This window comes from Quadrisphaera setariae (genome assembly GCF_008041935.1).
GTDB lineage: Bacteria > Actinomycetota > Actinomycetes > Actinomycetales > Quadrisphaeraceae > Quadrisphaera > Quadrisphaera setariae.
On the sequence record NZ_VKAC01000017.1, the window covers coordinates 77,180 to 89,960 of the forward strand.

6 protein-coding genes are annotated in these 12,781 nt (G+C 74.1%); 1 reads left to right on the plus strand and 5 read right to left on the minus strand.

Annotation, left to right across the window (positions count from 1 at the left end; translation table 11 throughout):
• Positions 1-69: 69 nt before the first annotated feature.
• The 5 genes from FMM08_RS21355 to FMM08_RS21375 all read right to left on the minus strand — a co-directional run bounded on the left by FMM08_RS21355 (position 70) and on the right by FMM08_RS21375 (position 7,489).
• Positions 70-2,103, minus strand: coding sequence for a 3-hydroxyacyl-CoA dehydrogenase NAD-binding domain-containing protein (locus FMM08_RS21355; RefSeq protein WP_147928381.1), 2,034 nt, complete (start codon positions 2,101-2,103; stop codon positions 70-72).
• Between the two features lie 191 nt (positions 2,104-2,294).
• The gene (locus FMM08_RS21360) at positions 2,295-3,515 is read right to left on the minus strand and encodes a thiolase family protein (protein ID WP_222711051.1); all 1,221 of its coding nucleotides are present in this window, start codon (positions 3,513-3,515) and stop codon (positions 2,295-2,297) included.
• Between the two features lie 439 nt (positions 3,516-3,954).
• A complete protein-coding gene (gene nhaA / locus FMM08_RS21365) occupies positions 3,955-5,343 on the minus strand; it encodes a Na+/H+ antiporter NhaA (RefSeq protein ID WP_147928366.1) in 1,389 nt (462 codons plus the stop codon).
• Positions 5,344-5,469: 126 nt separating this feature from the next.
• Positions 5,470-6,132: a potassium channel family protein gene (locus tag FMM08_RS21370; protein WP_147928367.1), complete on the minus strand. Its 663-nt coding sequence runs from the start codon at positions 6,130-6,132 to the stop codon at positions 5,470-5,472.
• Positions 6,125-7,489, minus strand: a complete 1,365-nt coding sequence (locus FMM08_RS21375; protein WP_222711052.1) for a TrkH family potassium uptake protein — start codon at positions 7,487-7,489, stop codon at positions 6,125-6,127. Before FMM08_RS21375 ends, FMM08_RS21370 begins: the two co-directional genes overlap by 8 nt.
• Positions 7,490-7,649: 160 nt before the next feature.
• Here FMM08_RS21375 and FMM08_RS21380 point away from each other — a divergent pair, with 160 nt between their 5' ends.
• Positions 7,650-12,464 carry an NAD-glutamate dehydrogenase gene (locus tag FMM08_RS21380; RefSeq protein ID WP_222711053.1) on the plus strand — a complete coding sequence of 1,605 codons (4,815 nt, stop codon included), beginning with the start codon at positions 7,650-7,652 and terminating at the stop codon, positions 12,462-12,464.
• The last annotated feature ends 317 nt before the right edge of the window (positions 12,465-12,781 follow it).

A 12,781-nucleotide genomic window follows, 5' to 3' on the forward strand; every position in this document is an offset into this window, starting at 1 on the left:
CGACCACGACGACCGGGGGAGCCGCGCCCGCCGAGGCGTGCGCCGCTCCCCCGGTCGTCGAGGGGGGCGTCAGGCCGGGACGGAGGCGACGCCGCGCGGCAGGAACCGCTGACCGGTGACGCGCTCGGACACCCCGGACCTGTCGAGCAGCGGCAGGATCCCGCCGAGGTGCGCGGGCCAGCCCGCGCCCAGCTGCAGGCACAGGTCGATGTCGCGCGGGTCGGAGACCACGCCCTCGTCGAGCATGCGCCGCGCCTCGTCGGCGAGGGCCTCGAGCACGCGGTCGCGCACCTGCTCCTCGGTGGAGGGGCTGTCGCCGAGCACCAGCACGCCGCGGGCGGCCTCGGTGGTCGTGCGCGTGCCCTTCTCGTAGACACCGGGCAGCCCGGCCTCGACGATGCGCCGCAGGTTGGCCGAGACCGGGAACCGCTCCGGGAACGCCGCGTGCAGCGACTCCGCCACGTGCAGCGCGACCGCAGGACCGACCAGGCCGAGCAGCTCGAAGTTGCTCATCGGCAGGCCGAGGGAGTCGAGCGCGGCCTCGGCCACCTCCACCGGCGTCCCCTCGTCGACGACGACGCTGGCCTCGCTCATGAACCGCGTGAGCAGCCGGTTCACCACGAAGGCGGGCGCGTCCTGCACGAGCACGCACGACTTGCGCAGACCCTTGCCCACGGCGAAGGCGGTGGCCAGCGTGACGTCGTCCGTCGGCGTCTCGCCCGTGGTGCGCACGACCTCCACCAGCGGCATGACGGCCACGGGGTTGAAGAAGTGGAAGCCCACGAGGCGCTCGGGGTGCTCCAGCACCGACGCCATGGCGGTCACCGACAGCGAGGAGGTGTTGGTCATGAGCACGCAGTCCTCCCTGACGACGCGCTCCACCTCCCGGAAGACCTGCTGCTTGACGGACAGCTCCTCGAAGACCGCCTCGATGACGAGGTCGGCGTCCCCGAACGCCACCGCGCTGTCGGTCGTGCCGGTGACGTTCGCCGTCAGCCGCTGCGCCGCGCCGTCGGAGAGGCGCCCCTTCTCGCGGAGCTTCGCGATCTCGCCGTGCACCCACGCCACGCCCTTGGCCACGCGGGCCTCGTCGAGGTCGGTGAGCACGACGGGCACCTTGAGCTGCCGCGCGAACACCAGCGCGAGCTGGCTGGCCATGAGCCCGGCGCCCACCACGCCGACCTTGCCGACAGGCCGCGCGAGCTTCGGGTCGGGCGCACCGGCGGGCTTCTTGGCCCGGCGCTGCACGAGGTCGAAGGAGTACACGCCGGAGCGGAACTCGTCGGTCATGATCAGCTCGGCGAGGGCGTCGTCCTCGGCGGCGAACGCCGCGTCCCGTCCCTGCGGCCCGACGTCGGTGCGGGCGCGGGCCAGCAGCTCCAGCGCCTTGTACGGCGCGGGCGCCGCTCCGTGGAGCTTCGCGTCCACGGCGCCGCGGGTGGCGGCGAGCACGCCGTCCCACAGCCGCTGGTCGCGGCTGACCTCGGGACGGTCGACGACGACGTCGCCGTCGAGCACGCGCGCCGCCCACCGCAGCGACTCCTCGAGGAAGTCGGGGGAGTCGAGGACGACGTCGACCACGCCCAGCTCGAGCGCCTGCTGCGCGGTGAGCGTCTTGTGCGACGCCGGGTTGGCGATGACCACCTGCACCGCCTTCTCGATGCCGACGAGCGCCGGCAGCAGGTGCGTGCCGCCCCAGCCGGGCACCAGGCCGAGGGCGACCTCGGGCAGCGCCAGCCCGCGGGCCACGGAGGAGGCGGTGCGGTAGGTGCACTGCAGCGCCACCTCGAGGCCCCCGCCCATGGCGGGGCCGTTGACGAACGCGAAGGACGGCACGTCCATCTCGCCGAGGCGGCGGAGCTGGTCGTGGCCGTGCTTCGCGACGGCGCGCGCCGCGGCGGGGGAGCTGATGCGGGCGACGTCCTTGAGGTCGGCGCCGACGGCGAAGACGAACGGCTTGCCGGTGATGGCCACGGCCTTCACCGCGCCCTCGCGCACCCGTGCCTCGACGGCGTCGAGGGTGTCGCGCAGCTTCAACAGCCCCGCGGGGCCCAGCGTGGTCGGGCGGCGGTGGTCCTCGGGGTCGTCGGGGGAGTTGTCCATCGTGATGAGCGCGAGGGAGCCCTCCAGGCCCGGGCGGAGGGCCGCGAGCGGCACCTCCTGCCACGGGAAGGACGTCACGCGCTCGGACCCGTTCGGGTCGACCAGGTCCTCAGGGCGGACCACGCCCACGGTGCCGGCGGCGCCCTGGTCGAGGCGGGCCTGCTCGGGTGCTCCCTGCACGGTCTGCTCGCTCACGCCGACTGCTCCTCGCCCTTGCTCGATCCGTCGAAGTGCGGGTTCTCCCACAGCACCGCACCGCCCTGGCCCAGGCCCACGCACATCGCGGTCAGCCCGAACCGGACGTCGGGCCGCTGGGCGAACTGCCGCGCCAGCTGCGTCATGAGCCGCACGCCCGAGCTGGCCAGCGGGTGGCCCACGGCGATGGCGCCGCCCCACGGGTTGACGCGCTCGTCGTCGTCGGCGATGCCGAAGTGGTCGGTGAAGGCCAGCACCTGCACGGCGAAGGCCTCGTTGAGCTCGAACAGGCCGATGTCGTCGATGCTCAGGCCGGTCTTGGCCAGCAGCTTCTCCGTGGCGGGCACCGGGCCGATGCCCATGACCGCCGGGTCGACGCCGGCGAACGCGAAGCCCGCCATCCGCATCGCCACCGGCAGGTCCAGCTCGGCGGCGGTCTCGCCGGAGGCGAGCAGGCACATCGTGGCGCCGTCGTTGAGGCCGGCGGCGTTGCCGGCGGTCACGCGCCCGTGGGGGCGGAAGGGGGTCTTCAGGCCCGCGAGCTGCTCCACGGTGGTGCCGGGGCGGGGCGGCTCGTCGGCCGTCGCCAGGCCCCAGCCGCGCTCGGCGTGGCGCGTGGCCACCGGCACGAGGTCGGGCTGGACGTCCCCGCGCTGGTAGGCGGCGGCCAGCTTGGCCTGCGAGCCCGCGGCGAAGGCGTCGGCGCGCTCGCGGGTCAGGTGCGGGTAGCGGTCGTGGATGTTCTCGGCGGTGCGGCCCATGACCAGGGCGTCGCCGTCGACGACCCTGTCGGCCACGAAGCGGGGGTTGGGGGCGAAGCTCGCCCCGAGCGGGTGGCGGCCCATGTGCTCGACGCCGCCGGCGAGCACCGCGTCGTAGGCGCCGGCCGCGATGCCCGACGCCGTCGTCGTCACCGCGGTCATGGCTCCCGCGCACATCCTGTCGATGGCGAACCCGGGCACGGACTGCGGCAGGCCCGCCAGCATGCCGGCGCTGCGGCCGAGCGTGAGGCCCTGGTCGCCCTCCTGCGTGGTGGCGGCGACGGCCACCTCGTCGATGCGCTCCGGCGGCAGGGACGGGTTGCGCCGGAGGATCTCGCGCAGCAGCCGGACGACCATGTCGTCGGCGCGCGTCTGCGCGTACATCCCCTTCTCGCCTGCCCTGCCGAACGGCGTGCGCACACCGTCCACGAACACCACGTCGCGCCCTGAGAGCACGCGGACCTCCTCGTCGATGGACCACCTGTGCGGTACGAGAGGTACACGGTACTCGCGGTACCGGGTTCTGGCCACTGCCCTCTGGGGGTCAGGACCCCGTCAAGAGCTGGCCAGGGCGGCGTCCGGGTCCCGTCTGGACCGTCGCCCGCGTCGTCGCGGGGGCGCACGGTGGGGCAGTGCTCCCGATACCGCCACAGCCCGCCCCCCACGGCGAGGTGCGCTCCGCCGCAGGTCACGTCCAGGGCCATCAGTGGCCTGCGTGCGGGTGCCAGCTGTGCATGGACGCCTTCATCTGCCCGGTCGCGGTGACCCGGGTCGTGCGCGCGCTCGTCCTGGCCGCGGCGCTGGGCGTCGTGGCGGTCGTGGTGGGGCCGCAGTGACCACCTCTGCCCACAGCGCCTCGAACGGCCCGCCCCTGCGGCCGGCCGGTCGGCGCCTGTCAGTCGAGGTTGGCGGGCCGGGGCTGACGCCGCCGGTCAGAGGCCTCGTGGACGGTCTCCCGCGGCGAACCGTGCGGCAGGTCGGGGATGCCGCTCGGCCGCTCCTGGTAGACGTCGGGGACGCCGTCCCCGTCCTCGTCCCGAGCCTCGGCCTCGGCGATGCGCCGGTAGTGCCGGTCGCGCGGCTTCAGCACGGCCGCGGCCAGCAGGGCCGCCATCAGGGTGCCGGTGAGCACGCCGACCTTCACGTGCTCGTCGCGGACCGAGCCGGAACCGAAGGCCAGCTCCCCGATGAGCAGCGACACGGTGAACCCGATGCCCGCCAGCAGCGACAGGCCGATGACGTCGGGCCAGCGCAGGTCCTCGTCGAGCTCGGCGCGGGTGAAGCGGCTGACCAGCCAGGTCGCCCCGGCGATGCCGACGGCCTTGCCCACCACGAGCCCGGCGACGATGCCGAGGGCCACCGTGTCGCGCAGCGAGGCGCCCAGCCCCTGCAGGCCCCCGATGGTCACCCCGGCGGAGAAGAAGGCGAAGACCGGGACGGCGAGGCCGGCCGAGATCGGCCGGATGCGGTGCTCGAAGTGCTCGGCCAGCCCCGGCCCGGCCTCCGGGCCCCCGGCGGCCCGGCTGCGGACCACCGGAACGGTGAAGGCGAGCAGCACCGCGGCGACGGTGGCGTGGACCCCGGACTCGTGGACGAGCACCCAGGTCGCCAGCGCCAGCGGCAGCAGCAGCCACCAGTGGCGGACGCGCTTCTGCACCAGGAACCCGAACAGCGCCAGCGGGACGAGGGCCAGCAGCAGCGGCGTGAAGGACAGCGAGGCGGTGTAGAAGACGGCGATGATCGTGATGGCCAGCAGGTCGTCGACGATCGCCAGGGTCAGCAGGAAGGTCCGCAGCGCAGCCGGCAGGTGGGTGCTGATGACCGCGAGCACGGCGAGGGCGAAGGCGATGTCGGTGGCGGTGGGGATCGCCCAGCCGACCAGACCGCCGTCGCTGCGCAGGTTGATGGCGGTGTAGATGACGGCGGGCACGGCCATGCCGCCCACCGCTGCGGCCACCGGCAGGACCGCCTTGCGCGGGTCGCGCAGGTCGCCGGCGACGAACTCGCGCTTGAGCTCGAGCCCGGCGACGAAGAAGAAGACGGCAAGCAGCCCGTCGGCGGCCCAGGTGCCCAGGCTCAGGTCGAGGTGCAGCGCGGAGGGGCCGACGACGGTGTCGCGCAGGCCCTCGTAGGCGGGGGCCCAGGGGGTGTTGGCCCAGACGAGGGCGAGGAGGGCACCGGTGATGAGCAGGACCCCGCCGACGGTCTCCTTGCGCAGGAGGGCGGCGATGCGGGTCGCCTCGGCGTAGGTGCCGCGGGCGAACAGGCGTGCAGGGCTGGCCACGTGGCCTCCGGGAGGTGCGGGGTCGACAGAGAGCTTGCCGACCAGACTTCCCGGCGCACCGCTGTTCAAGATACCGGTGGGAGGGCGTGCGTGACGGATCCAGCTGCAGCTCCGCCCGCTGGCCGGTCAGTCGAGCTCGACGAACCGCTCCACGTCGGACGGCCTCCCGGCGATGACGATGACCGAGCCGTAGCTCAGCACCGTGTCGTAGCCCGCGTGCGTGTACTGGCCGGAGCCCTCTGGCTTCACCGACACCACGGTGACGTGGTGTCGCGAGCGCAGCTTGGACTCCCCCAGCGGCACGCCCACGAGGTCGCGCGGTGGCTTGGTCTTGGCGAGCACCCACTGCGGTCCCAGCTCCACCCAGTCCTGCATGCGGCCGGCCACGAGGTGCGCCACCCGCTCGCCCATCTGCTGCTCGGGCAGCACCACCTGGTGAGCGCCCACCCGCCGCAGGATGGTGGCGTGCTGGTCGGACAGCGCCTTGGCCCAGATGGTCTGCACCTCGAGGTCGACGAGCACGGCCGTGGTGAGGATGCTCGCCTCCAGGTGGGTGCCGATGCCGACGACGGCGCGCGGGTACTCCTGGACGCCCAGCTCGCGCATGGCGTCGGCGTTCGTGGTGTCCGCGGTGACCACCTGCGGCAGCACGCCGGACAGCTTCTGCACGACGGTGGCGCTGGCGTCGACGCCGATGACGTCGGTGCCCCCGCGCTGCAGCTCCAGGGCCAGCGCGGTGCCGAACCGGCCCAGGCCCAGGACGGCGACGGGGTCTCTGCGACTAGCCAACGATCATCCGCTCCTCGGGCAGCTGGTGGAGCTTGGCACGCTCGCGCAGTGCCAGCGCGGTGGCCAGCGTGACAGGACCCACGCGGCCGATGAACATGAGCACGACGACGACCACCTGCGCGGGGATGTCGAGCTGGGCGGTCGCCCCCGCTGACAGGCCCACGGTGGCGAAGGCGGAGATGGCCTCGAAGGCGACCACGTCGGTGGGCTGGTCGGTGGTCAGGTGCAGCGCGAGCGTCCCCAGGCAGACGAGGCCCATGCTGAGGAGGGCGACCGCCACCGCCTGCCGCTGCGTCGTGGCCGGCACGCGACGGCGTCCCACCTCGACGTCGGTGTTGCCGCGCAGCTCGGCCCACAGCACGAGCGCGAGCAGGCCGAACGTGGTGACCTTGATGCCGCCGGCGGTGCTCGCGCTGCCGCCCCCGATGAACATGAGGGCGTCAGTGACGAGCAGGCCCTCGGAGGTCATCGCGGTGGTGTCGAAGCTGTTGAAGCCGGCGCTGCGCGCCATGACCCCGTGGAAGAACGCGCCGACGACGCTGTCGCGGGAGCTCAGCGGCCCCAGGGTGCCGGGGTTGGTCCACTCCGTGACGGCCAGCAGGACCGTCCCCACGAGCAGCAGCCACCCCGTCACCCAGACCGTGATGAGGGTGAGGACGGACCAGGTGCGCGGTCGGCGCCAGCTCCGCCACAGCTCGAAGACCACCGGGAAGCCGAGGCTGCCGATCATCACGGCGCCAGCGATGACGCCGAGCGTGAAGGGGTCCGACGCGTAGCGGACCAGGCTGTCGCTGTAGAGGGAGAACCCGGCGTTGTTGACGGCCATGACGCCGTGGAAGACGGCGCTGCCCAGTGTCGGCAGCACCGGGCCGCCGTCCACCACCACCCACCTGATGGCCAGCAGCCCGCAGACCACCACCTCGAGGGCCAGCGTGAAGACGGCGACCGTGCGAACGACCCCGCGGACGTCACCGGCGCTGAGCGACTTGGTCTCCGCCTGCGCGAGCAGCCGCGCGCGCAGTCCCAGCCGCCGCGACAGCACCAGCGCGACGAGGGTCGCGGCGGTGGTGATCCCCAGACCGCCCAGCTGGACCAGGACGACGATGATGACCAGGCCCGCCGTAGACCACGCAGTGCCCGTGTCGACCACCGCCAGCCCGGTGACGGAGACCGCGGACGTGGCGGTGAAGAGCGCCTCGACGGGGTGAGCCCGCCCGTCGGTGCTGGCCACGGGGAGCGACAGCAGGAGCGTGCCGACGGCGATGGCGGCCGCGAAGCCCCCCGCGATGGCGCGCCCGGGGTGGGACGCCCCGCCGCGCGGTGGGCGTCGGAGCGGGCTGGCGGTGCTGTCGGGCACGGGCGACCACACTGCCAGAGGCCCGCGTCCGCCGTCGTCGTCCTCCTGGGCGACCCGCCGACCCGCCGACCCCCGCCGCAGGCGCGCGGTGCAAGGTGGTGCTGCTCCCCACACCGGCGTGCGGGAGCGGTCTGGACCAGAGCGTGCAGGGGGCGTGGGGATGTCGCAGCAGGCAGCACCGGGAGCACAGGTCGACGGGGTGCTGGACGTGGTGCGCGAGCCGGGGCGGGCCAGCGTCTGGGCGCAGGACCAGCCGGGGGCCACGGCGACCTCGGGGACGACGACGGTGCGCGTGGTCACCGACGACATGCCGTTCCTCGTGGACAGCGTGCTGGCCGTGCTGGCGCACTCGGGGCGGTCGATCCGCCGCCTGTCGCACCCGCGCCACCTGGTGCTCCGCGACGCGGAGGGCCGGCTCCTGGAGGCCCGGCCCGCCGGCGGCGCCGATGCACCGGACGACGGCGCCGGGCTGATGACCGAGAGCCACATCGAGGCCGAGGTGAGCCTCGACGCCGACGACCCGGGCGGCGTCCGGCTCGTCGAGGCCGTCAGCGGCGTGCTGCGCGACGTGCGGGCGGCCGTGGAGGACTGGGACCCGATGCGCCGCCGGGCGCGGGAGCTGGCCACCGCGCTGGTGGAGGACCCGGCCGCCGGCGGTGACGAGGCCGAGCGCCGCCGGGCGGCGGCGTTCCTGTCGTGGATGGCGCAGGACAGGTTCACCTTCCTGGGGCACCGGGTCTACGACGCGCGGGTCCTCGAGGACGGCTCGGGCCGCACGGTCCTGGACGGGCGCGACTCCGGCGCCCTGGGCGTGTCGAGGTTCCGGCCGGCCCGGCGGGGCCTGGAGGCCGAGGCGGAGGACGGCGGAGGTCCCGCGCCCGTGCTGGCGGTCTGGAAGGCCGCCGCCCGCTCGACCGTGCACCGCCCCTCCCACCTCGACTGCGTCGCGGTCCGCCTGGTGGACTCCGGCGGCCGCGTGGTGAGGGAGCACCGCTTCCTGGGGCTGTTCACCTCCTCCGCCCGCAGCGAGCCGCTCCTGGACGTGCCCGTGGTGGCGGACAAGGTCCGCACGGTGCTGCGGCGCGCGGGCGTGAGGTCGCAGGACCACTCCGGGCGCGACCTCATCAGCGTGCTGGAGACGCTCCCTCGCGACGAGCTCCTGCAGGCCGACCCGGGCTGGATCACCGACACGTCCCTGGCCGTGCTCGACCTCAAGGAGCGCCGCAAGACCCGGCTGTTCCTGCGCTACGAGCGCCAGGACCGCGTGGTCTCGTGCCTGGTCTACCTCCCGCGCGACAGGTACACCACCGGCGTCGGGCACCGCGTCGGGCAGCGCCTGCTGGAGGCCCTGGGGGGCGCTGAGGTCGAGCAGACGCTGCAGGTGTCGGAGTCGGTGCTGGCGCGGCTGCACTTCGTGGTGCGCGCGCGCCCGGGGGAGCGCCTCCTGGACAGGAACCTCCTCGACACCGCCGCCCTGGAGCGCTCGGTGGCGGCGCTGGCCCGCTCCTGGCAGGACGCGCTCGTCGCCGCCGCGCGGGACGCCGAGCCCGGCGACGAGGAGCGGGTGGCCCGGTGGGCGGACGGCATCCCCGACTCCTACCGCTCCACCACCGCACCCGCCGACGCCCTCGTGGACCTGCGGCGCTGCCAGGAGGTGCTCGACGGCCCCGACGACCGGCCGGTCCTGGAGCTGCGCCGCGACGTCGACGACCCGTCCGCCGAGCGGCGCCTGGTCTTCTACCGCTCCCACCCCGAGACGCTGACCTCGATGATGCCGGTGCTCACCAACCTCGGCGTCGAGGTCCTCGAGGAGGTGCCGCACCGCTTCGAGGCCGCCGACGGGCGCCGCGTGTGGATCGAGGACCTGCGCCTGCGCTTCCCGGCCCCCAGCACCGACGTCGACCCGGACCGGGGCGTCGACGCCGAGGCGCTGGGACACCGGTTCTGCGACGCCTACGCGGCGGTGGCCACGGGCCTGTCCGAGACCGACTCGCTGGACCGCCTGGTGCTCGCCGCCGGGCTCACGTGGCGACAGGTCGCCCTGGTGCGCGCCTGGACGAAGTACCTGCGCCAGGTGGGGCTGGCCCACACCCCCGAGGGCGTCGCCGACGTCCTGCTGTCCGCCACGGGCGTCGTGCGGCTGCTCGTGCGCCTCTTCGAAGCGCGCTTCGCGCCCCTGCGCTCCGGCGGCCACGACGACCTGGCCGAGTACCGCACCGACCTCGTCGCCGCTCTCGAGGAGGAGGTCGGTGCCGCGCTGGACCGCGTGGAGAGCCTCGACGCCGACCGCGTCCTGCGGGCGCTGCTGTCCGTGGTGAGGGCCGTGGTGCGCACCAACGCCTACCAGCGTGACCAGCAGAGCCCCGACGGCCAGCTGCCCACCCACCTGTCCTTCAAGCTGGCGCCCCGGCTCGTGGCCGGCATGCCCGACCCCGCCCCCCACGCGGAGGTGTGGGTCTACTCCCCGCGCGTGGAGGGCGTGCACCTGCGCTACGGCGAGGTGGCCCGCGGCGGGCTGCGCTGGTCCGACCGCCGGGAGGACTTCCGCACCGAGGTGCTGGGCCTGGTGAAGGCCCAGGTGGTGAAGAACGCCGTCATCGTGCCGACCGGCGCCAAGGGCGGCTTCGTGGCCAAGCAGCTGCCCGACCCCGCGGTGGACCGCGACGCGTGGTGGGCCGAGGGCACCGCCTGCTACCGCACCTTCATCTCCGGGCTGCTCGACGTCACCGACGACCTGCGCACCACCGAGGGGGAGGACGGCCTGCCGGTGCGCGTGGTCGTGCCCCCGGCCGACGTCGTCAGGTACGACGGCGACGACTACTACCTCGTGGTGGCCGCCGACAAGGGCACCGCGACGTTCTCCGACACCGCCAACGCGATCTCGCTGGCGCGCGGCTTCTGGTTGGGCGACGCCTTCGCCTCCGGCGGGTCGGTGGGCTACGACCACAAGGCCATGGGCATCACGGCCCGGGGGGCGTGGGAGAGCGTGCGCCGCCACTTCCGCGAGCTCGGCCACGACACCCAGACCCAGCCGTTCACCGCGGTGGGCGTCGGCGACATGAGCGGCGACGTGTTCGGCAACGGGATGCTGCTCTCGGAGCAGACCCGGCTGGTGGCCGCCTTCGACCACCGGCACGTCTTCCTCGACCCCGACCCCGACCCGGCGACCTCCCACGCCGAGCGCGCGCGACTGTTCGCCCTGCCGCGCTCGTCGTGGGCCGACTACGACCGCTCCCTCATCTCGGAGGGCGGGGGCGTCTACCCCCGCACGGCCAAGTCCGTGCCGGTCAGCCCCCAGGTGGCGCGCCGGCTGGGCCTGGACCCCTCGACCGCGTCGATGTCTCCGGTCGACCTGCTGCGCGCGGTGCTGGCGGCTCCGGTGGACCTGTTCTGGAACGGGGGCATCGGCACCTACGTCAAGGCCTCCACCGAGAGCCACGCCGACGTGGGTGACAAGGCCAACGACGCCATCCGCATCGACGGGCGCGACCTGCGCGTCCGCGTGGTCGGCGAGGGCGGCAACCTCGGCCTCACCCAGCGCGGGCGCATCGAGGCCGCGCAGTCCGGCCGCGACGGTGAGGGCGTCAAGCTCAACACCGACGCCATCGACAACTCCGCGGGCGTCGACTGCAGCGACCACGAGGTCAACATCAAGATCCTCCTGGACCAGCTCGTGGCGCGGGGCCAGCTCGATGCGGCCGACCGCGACGCGACGCTGCTGCGGATGACCGACGAGGTCGGACGCCTCGTGCTGCGCGACAACTACGAGCAGAACGTCGCGCTCAGCGTGGAGGGGGCGCTGGCCCACGCGCTGCTCCCGGCGCACCGCCGCTTCCTCGACGAGCTGGCGCGCACCGGTGCCGTCGACCTGCAGCTGGAGGCGCTGCCCACCGCGGTCGAGCTCGACCGGCGCGCCCGTGAGGGCGGCGGGCTGACGATGCCGGAGCTGTCGGTGCTCATCGCCCACGCCAAGATCACCCTCGGGCGTGCCGTGCTGAGCAGCTCCCTGCCCGATGAGGACTGGGTCACCGCCACCCTGCGCAGCTACTTCCCGGCCGAGCTCGGCGGGCGCTTCGCCAGCCACCTGGCCGACCACCCGCTGCGCCGCGAGATCGCCACCACCGTGCTGGTCAACCGCGTGGTGGGCCTGGGGGGCCTGACCTTCGCGTTCCGCGCCGCGGAGGAGACCGGCGCGGAGCCCGCTGACGTGGTGAGGGCCTTCGTGGTGGCCGCCAGGGTGTTCGGCCTGCCCGAGCGCGCCGCGGCCGTCGAGGCCCTCGACGGGCGCGTGCCCGTCGCCGCGCAGGTGCGGATGCGCTCGGTGCACCAGAGGCTGCTCGACAGGTCGGTGCGCTGGCTGCTCCACACCCGGCCAGAGGGCATCGACGTGGCGGCGGAGGTCGCGCGGTTCGCGCCCGATGTCGCCCGCCTCGCTCCCGCCGTGGACGGTCTCATCGGCGGCGCGGACCTGCACACCGTCGAGGTCGACACCGAGGACCTCGTGGCCCTGGGCGTACCCGCGGGCGAGGCGCGCCGCACCGCGGGCCTGCTCGCGCTGTTCCCCCTGCTGGAGATCGTCGACATCGCCACGCGCGGCGAGCACGACGTCGACCTCGTCGCCGCGGCGTGGTTCGAGATCTCCCGGGCCTACGACATCGAGACCCTCCTGCTGGGCATCAGCGCCCTGCCCCGCGACGACAGCTGGCAGGTCCTCGCGCGGGCCTCCCTGCGCGACGACCTCTACAGCGTCCACCGCGAGCTCACCGAGGCGCTCCTGCGTGAGCGCTCGGCATCCGGTCGCTCCGCCGCTGGGAGCACCGCGCTCGCGGACCAGGTGGCGGCCCTGCGCGAGCGGTTCCGCGACGTGGCGGTGCGTGCCGAAGACGAGGGAGCCCCTCTCGACCTCACGTCGCTGACGGTGTCCCTGTGGTCGCTGAGGTCACACGTCAGGTCCCTGCAGAGGTCGGTCGGCTGACCTCCAGCCTCACGGGCGTTCTCAGGTGGGGAACGGGTGGGTGGAGACGATCCACAGCCGGTCGCGGGGCCCGATGAGACGCGCTCCAGCGCGGCGGTCGCATCGGCCCTCAGGTCTACGCGGCGACCGCCCGCGACGAAGGGGGCATCGGTGCCCCGTTGGAGCTGGAGAGGGACACCTCGAGGCGCTCAAGTGCAGGTCACAGGCACACCAGGACTTGTTGATCCGAACACCTGTACGGTAAGATCACGAGCATGAGCGAGGTGGATGAGCGCCCCCAGGAGACGCCGCCACCTGCCCCCACCACCCCAGGAACC

Coding starts and splice junctions, on each gene's coding strand:
- FMM08_RS21380 (WP_222711053.1), top strand. CDS start 7,650: ATGTCGCAGCAGGCAGCACCGGGAGCACAGGTCGACGGGGTGCTGGAC.
- FMM08_RS21355 (WP_147928381.1), bottom strand. CDS start 2,103: ATGGACAACTCCCCCGACGACCCCGAGGACCACCGCCGCCCGACCACG.